The sequence below is a fragment of the Arthrobacter pascens genome (assembly GCF_030815585.1).
Taxonomy (GTDB): domain Bacteria; phylum Actinomycetota; class Actinomycetes; order Actinomycetales; family Micrococcaceae; genus Arthrobacter; species Arthrobacter pascens_A.
The window spans coordinates 2,801,967-2,816,462 of the sequence record NZ_JAUSWY010000001.1 but is presented as its reverse complement, the minus strand read 5'-3'; the positions used below and the strand labels follow the sequence as shown (position 1 = coordinate 2,816,462).

Genomic DNA, 14,496 nt, shown 5'->3' with positions numbered 1-14,496 from the left:
TTGATCCGGTGCTGCGCACGTGATCCGGTTACGCGATTGCGGGGTAATGCACAGCCGCCGGTTCCGTCCCGTCCCCGGCCCGACGGTAGGGTTAACGGCATGACCGAACAACACCCCGCCTCCAGGCTCGTAGCTGTGCTGGGCGCCAACGGACGCATGGGCGCCGAAGCCGTGAAAGCCGTTGAAGCCGCCCCCGACCTGAAGCTCGTCGCCGCACTGGGCCGCGGTGATTCGCTGGACCGGCTAGTGTCGTCCGGGGCCCAGTACGTGGTGGACCTGACCGTTCCGGAAAGCACCGAAGCAAACGTCCGGTTCGCCGTCGAACATGGCATGCACGCCGTGGTGGGAACCACCGGCTGGGATGCCTCCCGGCTGGCCGGCCTTGAATCGCTGCTGTCCCAACGCCCGGACACCGGCGTGCTGATCGCGCCCAACTTCGCCCTCGGTTCCGTGCTGGCGTCCGCGTTTGCCGCCAAGGCCTCCAAGTACTTCGAGTCCGTGGAAATCATCGAGCTGCACCACCCGGACAAGGTGGATGCTCCTTCCGGCACTGCCGTCCGCACCGCCCAGCTCATCGCCGCGGAGCGCGCCGCCGCGGACGTCCCGCCGAGTCCCGACGCCACCACCAGCGAACGCTCCGGTGCGCGGGGTTGCGAGGTGGACGGGGTCCGCGTGCACAGCGTCCGGCTGCGTGGCCTGGTGGCCCACCAGGAGGTGCTGCTTGGCGGACCGGGGGAGCAGCTGACGCTCCGCCACGATTCCTTTGACCGTGCTTCCTTTATGCCTGGTGTGCTGCTTGGCGTGCGCAACGTTGCCGCGCACCCGGGACTCACGGTGGGCCTGGACGGCTACCTGGACCTGGGACTCTGATCCATGGGCGACTTCCTGGCCGCGGGCCGGAAAAACCGCACCAAGATCTGGGTGGGAGCCGTGACGCTCCTGCTGGTCTTTTACCTGGTGGTGTCCTTCCAGCGGTCCATCCTGCTGCTCCTGGACAACAACCCGGCGGCCAAGGCCATCGGCGCCGCCTACCTGGTCCTGCCCGTGATCGGTGCCTGGGCCATGATCCGGGAGTTGATGTTCGGCGCGCACACCGAACAGATGGCCAAGGTCCTCGAAGCCGAGGGTGGATTGCCGGTGGACGATCTGCCGCGCACTCCCGGCGGACGGATCGTGCGCTCCGCAGCGGACCAGGAATTCGAAAAATATCGGGTCGAAGCTGAAGCCGCTCCTGGTGACTGGCGTTCCTGGTTCCGGCTGAGCTGCGCCTACGACGCCGCCGGGGACCGCAAGCGCGCCCGCGCGTCCATGCGTGACGCCGTCCGTCTCTTCCGCAGCAAGGTTCCTGCCTAGCCGCTGAGCACGATTCTTCCCTGACGGCCCAACTGGTTCGCCCCATGGCCCAGCCATTCCAGCGGGCCCCTCCATTTCAGCAAGACAAACACCATGCCAACAACGATGGCCGTTGCGGCGTGGGCAAAGTACATACCGTCCTGGGTCCAGCCGGCGGGCAGCGGCTTCAGGTAGAACCCTGCCACCACCCACACATGGACGGTATATAGCGTCAGCGTCATGGCGCCCGGCCCGCGCAGGGGGAGCAACAGGTCAAGGTCCAGCCAGTCGGCCAGCCTGCCGAGCAGGAGGCACGCGCCCACCACGGCCGCTGCCACCGCGGAAGTGTGAATCAGGTCAAGCGTGGTTGCGGAGTGTGGCGCCGCGGATGCCAGCCACCACCACGACCCTTCCTGCTGCACCCCGGTGAGGTTGACCTGCAGCACACTGTCCAGGGGATAGTTCGGGGCGTTCAGCACGTCCTGGAGCGCAGCCCTCCCGCCCCAGCTCTCCATTGCCGCCGTGCCCAGGGCTTTGGCCAGGACGGCCAACACCGTCCCGCCTGCAAGCAGAAGCACCGGAACAGTCGCCTTCGTGAGCGCCAGCCGGCCAATGACCAGGCCTACCAACAGATATGACAGCCACTGGAACACCGGGTAGACGCCGGTAAAGAACAGGTCTCCGAGCAGCTGGGACGGCGTTAAGAGGTCCTCCCATTTCGGATTGTGCCCGAGCTTCAGGGGCGGGTAGGACGCCATGAGCCAGGGCCGGAGCAGGTAGGCAACCACCGGGGATACCAGGATCCAGCCGGCAGCCCACGCGCACAGGGGCTTCAGCTTCAGGCCCAGAAATGGCAGGACGCACAAAAACAGCACCGCGTAATGCACCAGGATGATCGCCAGGTTGACTTCCATCCCGCCAAGGGTCAGGCCGACGGCGGCGATCACCCCTGCGCGCAACGCGATGCCACGGCGGGCCGCTCCCAGCGCCCTTCCTTCAGCCGGCATCTGCTTTCCCGTTGAAAGGGCCAGTCCGATTCCGGCCAGTACGGCGAACAGGGCGGCTGCGCGTCCGGAGAACGTGAGGCCGATCCAGGTGGGGGTGAGGCTGGCGTTTGACTCGAAGGTGGGGAGCAGATGCGTGGCCATCATGCCCAGGAGGGCAAGCCCCCGGGCCGCATCAATGCCGCGGAGGCGGTCCGTGGCCGACGAGCTTCCGGGCGCCCTGGAGGGTCTAGCCATGGCACGCGAGGTCATGACCCGATCGTCTCACACCAACCTTCGGACAGGCAGGCAAGATGACCTCACGGGGCAGCAGCGTGGCTTTGGAACCTTGTATTCGAATATATGTTCGAATACAATTGTCGCCATGCAGACTCCTTCACCCCGGGTTCCTTCACCCCGGGTTCCTTCACCCCGGCTCCCATCGCAGCGGCTCCCGTCAGAGAGTCTGCCCCAAACAGAGGTGCCGGCAACTGGCGGACCCGCGCGGGCTGCCCAGGACGCCGGCGGTGGTCCGCCGCAGCCCACGGGCCTGATGAAAGCCATGACGCCCGGCGTCGTGGACTACCTCTTCCGGCAGCTCGTAGCCGGTGAATCCCCGGAGGACGTCCAATGGCAGCAGGAGGGCGTCACCCTCTCAGCGCAACCGGCGGGAGCGGAACTGGCACGGCGACTTGCCGAAACTGACCTTGAGGCCCTTACGCCCATGGAGCTTTTCGACTACGTCAGGGCGGCGCAGCGGCTGGCGTCCTGGGCTGAGGGACTGCGGGAGGAAGCGGTGGGAAGGTACTGCCGGCCTGTTGTTCAGCCTGGTGGACATGCCGGTCAGTCAGATGGCCCTGCCGTTGAGCGTAGTGGAACGGCCCCGCGTCCCGACCGATGTGCCGGATCCTGAAAACCGTGGCACCGTTCCCTAGGATGAAGGTGTGACCGATGCCCTGACTGTTTCCGCTATCCAGTACCAGGCTCTCGACGGCGGTATTGTCCCCAACGCCAGTGAGCACGTCCGTCTGATCGAGGATGCCGCATCCCATGGGTCCCGGCTGGTGGTATTTCCCGAGCTGTCCCTGACCGGTTACAACCTGCCGCTGCTGGAGGCTCCGGACAATTGGCTGGCGCCCAATGACCAGCGGCTCGGCTATATCCGTGAAATCTGCCGCCGGACCGGAATCACGGCCGTTGTGGGGAGCGCTTACCGGGAGCCGGACGGCACTCCGCGACTGGCCTCCCTGGCCATCCATCCCGAAGGCAGCACTGAGACCGCGTTCAAGACGCACCTCCATGGCCAGGAGAAGGACATTTTTGATGCCGGCGAGGGTGCCGTTCTGGTTGAGCTGGACGGTTGGAAGATCGCGCTCGCCATCTGCTTCGACGCCGCCGTTCCCGCCCACTCGACTGACGCCGCCGCAGCAGGCGCGGACGCTTACGCCGTATCGGCCGTTTACACGGGGGAGGAGGAGCACCGGCTCGGCCTGCACCTGGGTGCCCGGGCGATGGACAACAGGATGTTCGGCATCATGGCAAATCTCGGCGGAACCACTCCGCTGGGTCCTTCCTGCGGGCTGAGCGGATTCTGGGGACCGGACGGCTTGCTGATGAAAAGGGCGGCCGGAACGGGCACTGAAGTTGTAACTGCCATCCTGCAGCGGAGCGCACTCCGGAAATTCCGCTGAGTGTTCGTGACAGGGCCTCCCTGACTGTGCCACCCTGAACGCTACCCGCCACCATGGACACCGCCGCCACCATGACACCGCCAGCAGCTATTTGACGATCATCACGTCTGCGCCATTGTCCTAACCAGCCGCGGACAGGGTAACGTTTTTTCCATGCCTCACAATTCCGAGAACATTCCTGCCCTGGGTACGCTCCTGACTGCCATGGTCACGCCCTTCACCAAAGACGGTGCAGTGGATTACGCACAGGCGGCAGAGCTGGCCAGCAAGCTCGTGGACGACGGCTGCGACGGCCTGGTGGTTACCGGAACCACGGGCGAAACGTCCACCCTCACTGACGAGGAAAACCTTGGTATGTTCCGCGCCGTCAAGGAGGCCGTCGGTGGACGGGCCGCCATCATTGCCGGCACCGGAACCAATGACACGGCACACTCCGTGCATCTTTCCCAGCAGGCGGCCGCGCTCGGCGTTGATGGCCTCCTGCTCGTCACGCCGTACTACAACAAGCCCAGCCAGGCCGGGGTCCGCGCACACTTCGAGACCATCGCGTCGGCAACAGATGTGCCCGTCATGCTCTACGACATCCCGGGCCGCTCTTCCATCCCGATCGAGCCCGACACCATGATCCGGCTGGCCCAGCACCCGAACATCGTTGCAGTCAAGGATGCCAAGGCCGATATGGCGGCAGCCACCCGCGTTATGGCCGAGACGGACCTTCTCTTCTACTCCGGCGACGACGGGCTGACCCTTCCCTGGATGGCACTGGGCGCCGTCGGACTGGTCGGTGTCACCACGCACGTCGCCACGCGCCGCTTCCGCGAACTCATCGACGCCATCAATACAAACGACCTCGGAACGGCCCGCAAAATCAACTTCGAGCTGCAGCCGGTTATACGCGCCACGATGACCCGTGTCCAAGGGGCCGTTGCGGCCAAACAAATTCTTAAATGGCAGGGAGTCCTGCCCAACTCGATTGTCCGTTTGCCCCTCGTGGAGCCGGACGAAGCCGAGATCGAAACCATCCGCGAGGATTTGGCGGAAGCGGGGCTGGTCTATTCCTGATCGGGTGTTCCCTGATCGGCTACGACCTGTCCGGCGACCGCCTGGAAAGTAGTGCACTATGACCCAAACCGCCCTTCCCGGCCTTGTCACGCCCCCGAGACTCCCCAAGGACACCCTGCGGATTGTGCCGCTCGGAGGCCTGGGCGAGATCGGCCGCAACATGGCCGTCTTCGAAATCGACGGCAAGCTGCTTATCGTCGACTGCGGAGTCCTCTTCCCCGAGGAAACCCAGCCCGGCGTCGACCTGATCCTGCCCGATTTTTCCTACATCGAGAACCGCGTCGATGACATAGTCGCCGTCGTCCTGACCCACGGCCACGAGGACCACATCGGCGCGGTTCCCTACCTCCTGCGCCTGCGGAACGACATCCCCCTGGTGGGCTCACAGCTGACGCTGGCCCTCATTGAGGCGAAGCTGCAGGAACACCGGATCAAGCCACTGACCCTCACGGTCACCGAAGGCCAGGTGGAGAAGTTCGGCCCGTTCGGGTGCGAGTTCGTCGCGGTCAACCACTCCATTCCCGATGCCCTCGCCGTGTTCATCCGCACAGCGGGCGGCACCGTCCTGCACACGGGCGACTTCAAGATGGACCAGCTGCCGCTGGACGGCCGGATCACCGACCTCCGCCACTTCGCCAAGCTGGGCGAAGAAGGCGTGGACCTCTTTATGTCCGACTCCACCAACGCGGACGTTCCGGGCTTCACCACCGCGGAAAAGGAGATCGGCCCTACCCTGGAGCGGCTGTTCGGCCAGGCCTCAAAGCGGATCATCGTGGCGTCGTTCTCCTCGCACGTCCACCGCGTCCAGCAGGTGCTCGACGCAGCAGCCAAGCACAACCGCAAGGTGGCCTTTGTGGGCCGCTCGATGGTCCGCAACATGGCCATCGCCGCCAAGCTGGGATACCTCGACGTTCCGGACGGCCTCCTGGTGGACATCAAGAACATCGACAACCTGCCGGACAACCGGGTGGTGCTGATGTCTACAGGTTCCCAGGGGGAACCCATGGCGGCGCTCTCCCGCATGGCCAACGGAGACCACCGCGTGGTGGTGGGCGACGGCGACACAGTCATTCTGGCTTCCAGCCTCATCCCGGGTAATGAGAACGCGGTCTTCCGCATTATCAACGGCCTGCTCAAGCTCGGGGCCGACGTGATCCACAAGGGCAACGCCAAGGTCCACGTCTCCGGCCACGCCGCTGCGGGTGAGCTGCTCTACTGCTACAACATCCTTGAGCCGCTCAACGCGATGCCGGTGCACGGCGAGACCCGCCACCTGATCGCCAACGGCAAGATCGCCTTGGACTCCGGTGTCCCCGAGGAGAGCATCCTGCTGGCGGACAACGGCACGGTGATCGACCTGCACGACCACCAGGCCGACATCGTCGGCCAGGTCGAGGTGGGCTTCGTCTATGTCGACGGCTCCAGCGTCGGCGAAGTCACGGAAGCCGACCTCAAGGACCGCCAGACATTGGGCGATGAGGGCTTCATCTCCATCATTACGGTCATCCACCGCGCCACCGGCAAGGTGGTCTCGGGCCCGGAGATCCACGCCCGCGGGGTTGCCGAGGATGACGCGGTCTTCGACGAAATTATCCCCAAGATCAACGCTGCGCTGGAGGAAGCCGTGCTTAACCGCACGGACCACACCACACACCAGCTCCAGCAGGTTGTCCGCCGCGTCGTCGGCACCTGGGTCAACCGCAAGCTCCGCCGTAAGCCCATGATCATTCCTGTGGTGCTCGAGGCGTAACAGCCACAGGACAGATGGCCGAAATGGTCTAAGGCCCGGTTCTTCGGAACCGGGCCTTTCTGTCTGGACAGACGTTCGGTCATCCGCCGGGACGGGCAACATGGAAGGCCCGGAACTGGCGGAAATCCGCGGAAATCCGGCCCTGTTCGGGTACCGTGGGAGGTATGGCCACTCGTACCACTTCCGCGCCCAAGGGCACAGCCAAGGGCACCACCGCTGCCAAAACCGGCAGCTCCGCGGGCCGCGGAGCCGGCTCTACGGCGTCCAGGACGGGCCGCACCGGCACTTCCTCCGCCACCTCGCGCACCCGCCAGCTCCCCGCCGTCGAACAGCGCCAGCCCTGGCTCCTGCGCGTGGTGGGCGGCGCCTGGCTGGGCATCGGCCACATGGTGGGCGGGGGCGTCCGCAGGATCGGCCACGACGTCAGCGAACTGCCCGCGGAAGAACGCCGCGACGGCGCGGCCCTGTTCAACTTGGCACTGGGCGTCTTCATCGCCACCTTCGCCTGGTGGGGACTGACGGGATGGTTCCCGGACGCGGTATACAGCGTAGTCAACGGCACCTTCGGCTGGATGTCCCTGCTGCTCCCGCTCATGCTGTTTGTCTGCGCCTTCAGGCTGTTCAGGCAGCCGGCGGACGGCCGCGGGAACAACCGGGTGGGGATCGGCTTCCTCATCATGACCTTTGCGGGCTGCGGCCTCGCCCACATCCTGGGCGGCCAGCCTACCGTTGCCCAGGGCTTCGACGGACTCCGGCAGGCGGGCGGCATGCTCGGCTTCCTTGCAGCATCCCCCCTCGCAGCGATTCATGCCGCTGTTCCGTTGGCCCTTTACGGGCTGCTGGCATTTGTGTCGCTGCTCATCATCACAGCCACGCCGTTCGGCGCTATCCCGCGGCGCCTGCGGGCCGGCTACGAGCACCTCATGGGCATCGACCTCCAGGAACCCGACCAGGTCCGGGACAGCCATGACCGCAGCTATCTTGACGAAACACCGGCAGCAGCTGCGCCCGCTAAAAAGAAGAAGCGGCGCTTCTTCGGCAAGGATGAGGAGCCCGACGCCGGCCTGGAAGGCTACGTGGGCGACGAAGCCTTCGAGCACGCCGTCATTGATGATGACGAGGCAAAGGGAAGCAAGGGGCCGCGCCCGGCGCCGGGGGTCCGCCGTCCCACGCAGGCGGAAATCGCCGTCGAAAAGATCAAGGCCGCCCAGGGCCTGGGCACTGCCGCAGCATCTGCGGGGGAGAACCCCACTGAGGCCATTCCCCTGGTGACGCCCGGCATGGTTGCGGCGGGCTCACTGAACCCCGTGCAGGTCAAGGCTCCGGCCGGAGTGCCCCAGGTTCCCGCCAATCCGGTCGCCCCGGCGCCGCTGCCCACTCCCATTCCGCAGCGGACCGAGCAACTGTCACTGGCGGGCGACGTAACCTACACCCTGCCGTCGTCGGACGTGCTGACCCCCGGCTCCATCCCCAAGGAGCGCACCGAAGCCAACGATGCGATTGTCGCTTCCCTGACGGAGACCCTCAACCAGTTCAACGTGGAAGCGCAGGTCACCGGCTTCAGCCGCGGTCCCACCGTGACACGGTACGAAATCGAGCTGTCGCCGGGCACCAAAGTGGAGCGGGTCACCGCACTGTCCAAGAACATCTCATACGCCGTTGCGAGCTCGGACGTCCGGATCCTCAGCCCCATCCCGGGCAAGTCCGCCATCGGCATCGAAATCCCCAACACAGACCGCGAAACCGTCTCCCTGGGCGACGTGCTCCGGAGCCAAAACGCCCGCCGGACAGACCACCCCATGGTCATGGGCGTGGGCAAGGACGTTGAAGGCGGCTACGTCGTTGCCAACCTGGCCAAGATGCCCCACCTGCTCGTCGCGGGTGCCACCGGTGCCGGTAAGTCGTCTTTTGTGAACTCCATGATCACGTCCATCCTGATGCGGGCCACGCCTGATGAGGTGCGGATGGTGATGGTGGACCCCAAGCGCGTGGAGCTGACGGCGTATGAAGGAGTTCCGCACCTGATTACGCCCATCATCACCAATCCCAAGAAGGCTGCCGAGGCCCTGCAGTGGGTGGTCCGCGAGATGGACGCCCGCTACGACGACCTCGCCAACTATGGCTTTAAGCACATCGACGATTTCAACAAGGCTGTCCGCGCCGGCAAGGTGCAGCCGCCGGTCGACTCCAAGCGGATCATCCGGCCCTACCCTTACCTGCTGGTGATTGTGGACGAGCTCGCAGACCTCATGATGGTGGCACCCCGCGATGTGGAAGATTCCATTGTCCGCATCACCCAGCTGGCCCGCGCCGCCGGTATCCACCTGGTCCTCGCCACCCAGCGCCCGTCCGTGGACGTGGTCACCGGCCTCATCAAGGCCAACGTTCCGTCCCGCATGGCTTTCGCCACGTCCTCGGTCACCGACTCCCGCGTGGTCCTTGACCAGCCCGGTGCCGAGAAGCTCATCGGCCAGGGAGATGCCCTCTTCCTCCCCATGGGTGCATCCAAAGCGATGCGCGTCCAGGGGGCCTGGGTCACCGAATCCGAAATCCATAAGGTGGTGGAGCACGTCAAGGGCCAGCTGAAGGCTGATTACCGTGACGACGTGGCCCCCGAAGCGCAAAAAAAGCAGATCGATGACGACATCGGAGATGACCTGGAGGTCCTGCTCCAGGCCACCGAACTGGTGGTCACCACGCAGTTCGGCTCCACCTCGATGCTCCAGCGCAAGCTGCGTGTTGGCTTCGCCAAGGCCGGGCGCCTGATGGACCTGCTCGAGTCCAGGGGAGTGGTGGGCCCCTCCGAAGGGTCCAAGGCCCGCGACGTGCTGGTCAAGCCCGATGACCTGGCGGCCGTGCTGGCCGCCATGAAGGGCCAGGAGGTGCCGGCGGTTGCCGACTCGCAGACCGCTGCGCTGAGCGACAACGCCAACGCGAACATCGCGCAGGGTGGTTATGCGGAAGACCTCGTGGCAGCGGATCTTGATAAGCGCGCCCAGAACGTCGAATATTACGACGGCGCCGATTCGCCGCCGGGCTCCAATGGAGATGACGAGGACGGTTCCGAAGACGCCTGGTCACTCACCGGGCGGTAGCCTAGGAGGGTGACTAGCACCGAAGCAACAGCCGCCGGCTCCAGCAACTCGGGGATCTGGAATCTTCCCAATATCCTGACCATGCTCCGCATCGCGCTGGTGCCGTTCTTCGTCTGGTTCCTTCTCATTGATGCCCCCGGATTGCGGAGCGAGTCAGGGCTCTGGCGCTGGGCCGCCGTGCTGGCGTTCGCCGTCGCGATCTACACGGATAAGCTCGACGGCGACATCGCCAGGAGCCGCGGCCTCATCACTGACTTCGGCAAAATCGCCGACCCCATCGCGGACAAGCTCCTGATCGGCTCGGCGCTGGTCATGCTCTCCGTCCTTGGTGAACTGCCCTGGTGGGTGACAGTGGTCATCCTCGTCCGGGAATGGGGCATCACCGCCCTGCGCTTCTTTGTGATCCGCTACGGCGTCATCCCCGCATCGCGCGGAGGCAAACTGAAGACTGTGGTGCAGACCGCCGCCATCTTCCTCTATCTCGTGCCCCTCGGTGCCCTGGCCCCATGGCTCGTGTGGGTGGCTTTCGCCGTGATGATGGCGGCGGTGCTGATCACGGTGTGGACGGGAGTCGCCTATGTGGTGGAAGCACTGCGGCTCCGGACCCTGGGCAAGCGCGACGGAACGAAATCCGACACTAAATAGCACTCGCGGCGCGCATGCCGCAATGCCGAGGCAAAGGAGCCGACATGACAAATCTTCACCACCTCGCCGGGGAAACCGTCAAAAGTGCCGTGGACCGGGGACTGACGGTCGCCACCGCCGAGTCCCTGACCGCCGGCATGGTTTCCGCCATGCTCGCTGACACCGCCGGAGCCTCCGGAATGCTGCAGGGCGGGGTTGTTGCCTATCAGAACTCGGTAAAGGTGGATGTCCTGGGTGTTTCTCCAGAGCTGCTGGCCGCCGCCGGAGCCGTGGACGGCGACGTTGCGGCAGCCATGGCCGCAGGCGCCCGCAACATCCTCGGTTCGGACATCGGGGTAGCCACGACGGGTGTGGCCGGTCCGGACGAGCACGATGGCAAGACCGTCGGAACCGTGTACGTCGGCATAGCTACGGCGGACGGCTCAGCCTACTTCGAATACGGCTTTACGGGGAACCGAGCGGAGATCCGCGGGCAGGCCTGCGGGGCTGCCTTGGAAAGACTGCTCGCTGCCCTATCTTCCTGAAGCTACCGGGCGTAAAGTTGCCGGGAACAAATCCTGGTACCCATTAGTTATTACATTGTGTCGCTTCCGGGTAGCGGAGGCGCCTAGGATGAATAAACCACCACGGTTCGCTCCACGGCGGACCGGACTCATGAGGGAGCAAGGCGATACAGATGGTAAAGCAGCCCGTATCCGTTAACGGCGTTGTCCGCTGGAAGGATGTGGGCCTCGCCGATCAGGCCAAGAGCGAACAGAAGGAGCGCAAGATGGTTGTACTTCGTCACGAAATCGGTGATGTCCTGCGCGATGTCCGCCAGCGCCAGGGACGCACGCTCCGCGAAGTTTCGCACAGTGCCCGGGTTTCCTTGGGTTACCTCAGTGAAGTGGAGCGGGGCCAGAAGGAAGCTTCATCGGAGCTCCTGTCCTCTATCTGCTCCGCCCTGGACGTACCACTGTCCAGCATGCTCCGTGAGGTCAGCGACCGTGTCGCTGTCGCCGAGGGCGTTGCCGTTCCGGACACCGTTCCTCAGGAATTCTCGCAGCGTTACGGCCGCGACCTTGATCGCGACCTGAATGCCGAGCTTAACAACGAACTCTCGAAGGGCATGCTTTCCGGCGCCCTGTAGCCCCCTGAGGGACCAAACGAAGAGATTGAAATGGAAGCCTCCGGCCATGGGCCGGAGGCTTCCATTGTTTTGCGCTATTTCGAATCGTTGACCGGCGCGGGTCCGTCCTTGGGGAATCCGTCGCGTTCGTAGATGGCATTGAGCTTGGCCATGTACTCGGCGAGGGTCTGCAGCTCCTCCAGCGGCCATTCGCCCAGCCGCTCACGGAATACTTCCCGCCTGGCATCCTGGACCTGGTGCATCTTTTCTTCGCCTTTTTCCGTCAGGCGGATCGCTTGGGCCCGGCCATCCAAGGGATCTGCTTCCTTGGATATCAGGCCGATGCTTTCCAGGAAGGCGATCTGCCGGCTGACGGACGGCTTTCCCACGCCTATGCTCTGCGCGAGGTCAGTCAACCGGATGGGACCCTCCCTCCGGATCACCGTCAGCAGGCCGTAGGCTGCCGGTTCCATGTCTGGGTGGACCTGGCGCGACAATTGATGGGACACGGAACGGGCACGGCGCCAGAATAGGCTGATCTGATGTTCCACGGACTTCAGCGCCGCATCGACGGTGTCGTCTGCAGGACCTGCACCAGCCGGGACGTCAGGAGAGTTGCTCATGGCAACAATTCTAGGGTCCGGCGTCGTGAGAGACTCTATTGGTGCGAATCAGTGACTATTGGCGGCTTATGGACGACGAGTTCGGGGCAGGGTATTCCCGGGTCCTCAGCAGTACTCTGGTCCTGGCCGGAGTGGGTGGACGCACTGCTGACCAGGCCCTGGCCGCAGGTGTCAGCCCCCGGAGCGTGTGGCTGGCCGTCTGCGACGTTCAGGACGTGCCGCCGGAGCGCCGCTTGGGCCGTGACATTAAACCCCTCCGCGACTGACGCTTTTCAAGCTGACACGCCGCCGGATTGTTCGAATACCTGTTCGGGTAAAGCTATGCTTTTCCTAGTGGGTTATCCACATAGCCGATGTCATCCGGAGAGAATGTCAGTGGGTGCCATTAGCGTCAGAGATGACCAATAAACGGCCGCTGAGGCCACTCCAACGCGAGAAAGCATTAGAGGTGTGAACCATGGCCGCAGCCCCGGATCGCCAGAAGGCGCTCGACGCAGCGCTTGCCCAGATAGACAAGCAGTTCGGCAAAGGCTCAGTCATGCGCCTGGGCGACGAAGTCCGTGCACCGATCGAAGTCATCCCCACTGGATCCATTGCCCTCGATGTGGCTCTGGGAATTGGCGGCCTCCCGCGCGGCCGAGTCGTGGAGATCTATGGCCCGGAATCCTCCGGTAAAACCACCGTTGCCCTGCACGCAGTCGCCAATGCGCAGCGCCTGGGTGGCATCGCTGCATTCATCGACGCCGAACACGCCCTGGATCCAGAATATGCGGCCAAACTAGGCGTAGACACTGACGCCCTCCTGGTGTCGCAGCCGGACACCGGTGAGCAGGCCCTGGAAATCATGGATATGCTCATCGGCTCGGGCTCACTTGACGTTATTGTGATCGACTCCGTTGCTGCCCTGGTTCCGCGTGCGGAAATCGAGGGTGACATGGGCGATAGCCACGTGGGCCTGCAGGCACGCCTTATGAGCCAGGCCCTGCGTAAGATCACGGGACGTCTGAGCCAGACCAAAACCACAGCAATCTTCATTAACCAGCTCCGTGAAAAGATCGGAGTCTTCTTCGGCTCACCGGAGACCACTACCGGTGGTAAAGCCCTGAAGTTCTACGCCTCCATCCGCATCGACGTTCGCCGTATCCAGACGCTCAAGGAAGGCGCGGACTCGGTGGGCAACCGCACCAAGGCCAAGATCGTCAAAAACAAGATGGCACCGCCCTTCAAAATCGCCGAGTTCGACATCATCTACGGCCAGGGCATCTCCCGCGAGGGCGGCATCATCGACATGGGTGTCGAGCACGGCATCATCAAGAAGTCCGGTTCATGGTTCACCTACGACGGCGACCAGCTCGGCCAGGGCATGGAAAACTCCCGCCGGTTCCTGCGCGACAACCCCGAACTCGCTGCCGAGCTGGAGCGTCTTATCAAGGAAAAGCTCGGCGTGGGAGTCAAGCCTGCCGAAGCGGACTCCAAAGACACACCGAAGCTGAAGGCCGTTGACGGCTTCTAAGGACACTGTGGACCTTATGGACGGGCGCCGCTCCGGACCAGGTCGGCGGCAAAGACGTGGCGGCGGACGTTCCGGCTTCGGGCCGGAGGGACCTGATCCGGATTCATCGATCGCCGCGGACGCCGAGCCGGACCCCGCGTCCGTCGCGCGGGCCATAGTGTTACGGCAGCTGACCAGTTCGGCCAAGAGCCGGCTGCAGCTGTCCCGCAAGCTGGCGGAGCGCAACATCCCCGAAGACGTTGCCGAGGCCGTGCTGGACAGGTTTCAGGAAGTGCGGCTCATTGACGACGCCGAGTTTGCGGACATGTGGGTGCGCAGCCGGTCCCAGTCCAGGAAGCTTGCCAAGGGTGCGCTTCGCCGCGAGCTGGCCGACAAAGGAATTGACCCAGATACGGCTGCTGCCGCGCTGGAGCAGCTTTCAGACGCAGACGAGGAAGCGGCCGCCCGCCAACTCGTGGAGCGAAAGCTGCGCGCGGGGACCGATCTCTCGGACCGCGCTGAATGGGACAAGACCACCCGGCGCCTGGCATCGATGTTGGCGCGTAAGGGGTACCAGCCGGCCCAGGCATTCAGGATCGTGGCTGAGGTGCTGGAATCCAGCGCTGCCGCCGGCAATGACCAGTAGCTTCTCGCGGGGGCTGGCAGCCTGCCTGCCAGCAGCCGCTGGCCCGGCCTCCGCTCCTCCGGCCGCCCC

The 14,496-nt window shown here is 64.5% G+C and carries 15 protein-coding genes; 13 read left to right on the top strand and 2 right to left on the bottom strand.

Going from position 1 to position 14,496, the window contains the following annotated elements; all coding sequences use genetic code 11:
• The first annotated feature begins 99 nt into the window (after positions 1-99).
• Together dapB and QFZ30_RS13050 are read left to right on the top strand one after the other, a co-directional pair.
• A complete protein-coding gene (gene dapB, locus QFZ30_RS13055) occupies positions 100-870 on the top strand; it encodes a 4-hydroxy-tetrahydrodipicolinate reductase (RefSeq protein WP_307076843.1) in 771 nt (256 codons plus the stop codon).
• A gap of 3 nt (positions 871-873) precedes the next feature.
• Positions 874-1,353: a hypothetical protein gene (locus QFZ30_RS13050; RefSeq protein ID WP_307076841.1), complete on the top strand. Its 480-nt coding sequence runs from the start codon at positions 874-876 to the stop codon at positions 1,351-1,353.
• Here the strand turns inward: QFZ30_RS13050 and QFZ30_RS13045 are convergent.
• Complete coding sequence (locus tag QFZ30_RS13045; protein ID WP_307076839.1) at positions 1,350-2,588, bottom strand: heparan-alpha-glucosaminide N-acetyltransferase domain-containing protein; 1,239 nt, start codon at positions 2,586-2,588, stop codon at positions 1,350-1,352. The two genes, QFZ30_RS13050 and QFZ30_RS13045, sit on opposite strands and share 4 nt — an antisense overlap.
• Before the next feature lie 112 nt (positions 2,589-2,700).
• Between QFZ30_RS13045 and QFZ30_RS13040 the strand changes: the two genes are divergently transcribed.
• The 8 genes from QFZ30_RS13040 (at position 2,701) to QFZ30_RS13005 (ending at position 11,687) form a co-directional block, all read left to right on the top strand.
• On the top strand, positions 2,701-3,228 hold the full coding sequence (locus QFZ30_RS13040) for a hypothetical protein (RefSeq protein WP_307076837.1): 528 nt from the start codon (positions 2,701-2,703) through the stop codon (positions 3,226-3,228).
• Positions 3,229-3,259: 31 nt separating this feature from the next.
• Entirely contained in the window at positions 3,260-4,006 is a 747-nt protein-coding gene (locus QFZ30_RS13035; RefSeq protein WP_307076835.1) for a carbon-nitrogen hydrolase family protein, read from the top strand.
• Positions 4,007-4,159: 153 nt separating this feature from the next.
• Positions 4,160-5,068: a 4-hydroxy-tetrahydrodipicolinate synthase gene (gene dapA, locus QFZ30_RS13030; RefSeq protein ID WP_307076832.1), complete on the top strand. Its 909-nt coding sequence runs from the start codon at positions 4,160-4,162 to the stop codon at positions 5,066-5,068.
• Positions 5,069-5,126: 58 nt separating this feature from the next.
• Positions 5,127-6,818: a ribonuclease J gene (locus QFZ30_RS13025; protein ID WP_307076830.1), complete on the top strand. Its 1,692-nt coding sequence runs from the start codon at positions 5,127-5,129 to the stop codon at positions 6,816-6,818.
• Between the two features lie 164 nt (positions 6,819-6,982).
• Complete coding sequence (locus tag QFZ30_RS13020) at positions 6,983-9,913, top strand: FtsK/SpoIIIE family DNA translocase (RefSeq protein WP_307076828.1); 2,931 nt, start codon at positions 6,983-6,985, stop codon at positions 9,911-9,913.
• A gap of 9 nt (positions 9,914-9,922) precedes the next feature.
• Positions 9,923-10,558 (top strand): CDP-diacylglycerol--glycerol-3-phosphate 3-phosphatidyltransferase, encoded by a 636-nt coding sequence (pgsA, locus tag QFZ30_RS13015; RefSeq protein WP_307076826.1) that lies wholly within the window; start codon positions 9,923-9,925, stop codon positions 10,556-10,558.
• A gap of 44 nt (positions 10,559-10,602) precedes the next feature.
• The gene (locus QFZ30_RS13010; RefSeq protein ID WP_307076824.1) at positions 10,603-11,082 is read left to right on the top strand and encodes a CinA family protein; all 480 of its coding nucleotides are present in this window, start codon (positions 10,603-10,605) and stop codon (positions 11,080-11,082) included.
• A gap of 152 nt (positions 11,083-11,234) precedes the next feature.
• Positions 11,235-11,687 (top strand): helix-turn-helix domain-containing protein, encoded by a 453-nt coding sequence (locus QFZ30_RS13005; protein ID WP_307076821.1) that lies wholly within the window; start codon positions 11,235-11,237, stop codon positions 11,685-11,687.
• A gap of 74 nt (positions 11,688-11,761) precedes the next feature.
• Here the strand turns inward: QFZ30_RS13005 and QFZ30_RS13000 are convergent, their stop codons facing one another.
• A complete protein-coding gene (locus tag QFZ30_RS13000; protein WP_307076819.1) occupies positions 11,762-12,289 on the bottom strand; it encodes a MarR family winged helix-turn-helix transcriptional regulator in 528 nt (175 codons plus the stop codon).
• A gap of 41 nt (positions 12,290-12,330) precedes the next feature.
• On the opposite strand from QFZ30_RS13000, the gene QFZ30_RS12995 reads away from it, so the two are divergent.
• From QFZ30_RS12995 to QFZ30_RS12985, 3 genes are all read left to right on the top strand, one after another.
• Positions 12,331-12,555, top strand: coding sequence for a DUF3046 domain-containing protein (locus QFZ30_RS12995; protein ID WP_307076817.1), 225 nt, complete (start codon positions 12,331-12,333; stop codon positions 12,553-12,555).
• Between the two features lie 191 nt (positions 12,556-12,746).
• A complete protein-coding gene (recA, locus tag QFZ30_RS12990; protein WP_131132453.1) occupies positions 12,747-13,802 on the top strand; it encodes a recombinase RecA in 1,056 nt (351 codons plus the stop codon).
• Between the two features lie 16 nt (positions 13,803-13,818).
• Entirely contained in the window at positions 13,819-14,427 is a 609-nt protein-coding gene (locus QFZ30_RS12985) for a regulatory protein RecX (protein ID WP_307080244.1), read from the top strand.
• Positions 14,428-14,496 lie beyond the last annotated feature (69 nt).

Coding starts and splice junctions, on each gene's coding strand:
- QFZ30_RS12985 (WP_307080244.1), top strand. CDS start 13,819: ATGGACGGGCGCCGCTCCGGACCAGGTCGGCGGCAAAGACGTGGCGGC.
- QFZ30_RS13025 (WP_307076830.1), top strand. CDS start 5,127: ATGACCCAAACCGCCCTTCCCGGCCTTGTCACGCCCCCGAGACTCCCC.
- QFZ30_RS13045 (WP_307076839.1), bottom strand. CDS start 2,588: ATGACCTCGCGTGCCATGGCTAGACCCTCCAGGGCGCCCGGAAGCTCG.
- QFZ30_RS13005 (WP_307076821.1), top strand. CDS start 11,235: ATGGTAAAGCAGCCCGTATCCGTTAACGGCGTTGTCCGCTGGAAGGAT.
- QFZ30_RS13050 (WP_307076841.1), top strand. CDS start 874: ATGGGCGACTTCCTGGCCGCGGGCCGGAAAAACCGCACCAAGATCTGG.
- recA (WP_131132453.1), top strand. CDS start 12,747: ATGGCCGCAGCCCCGGATCGCCAGAAGGCGCTCGACGCAGCGCTTGCC.
- QFZ30_RS13020 (WP_307076828.1), top strand. CDS start 6,983: ATGGCCACTCGTACCACTTCCGCGCCCAAGGGCACAGCCAAGGGCACC.
- QFZ30_RS13010 (WP_307076824.1), top strand. CDS start 10,603: ATGACAAATCTTCACCACCTCGCCGGGGAAACCGTCAAAAGTGCCGTG.
- QFZ30_RS13040 (WP_307076837.1), top strand. CDS start 2,701: ATGCAGACTCCTTCACCCCGGGTTCCTTCACCCCGGGTTCCTTCACCC.
- QFZ30_RS13000 (WP_307076819.1), bottom strand. CDS start 12,289: ATGAGCAACTCTCCTGACGTCCCGGCTGGTGCAGGTCCTGCAGACGAC.
- dapA (WP_307076832.1), top strand. CDS start 4,160: ATGCCTCACAATTCCGAGAACATTCCTGCCCTGGGTACGCTCCTGACT.
- dapB (WP_307076843.1), top strand. CDS start 100: ATGACCGAACAACACCCCGCCTCCAGGCTCGTAGCTGTGCTGGGCGCC.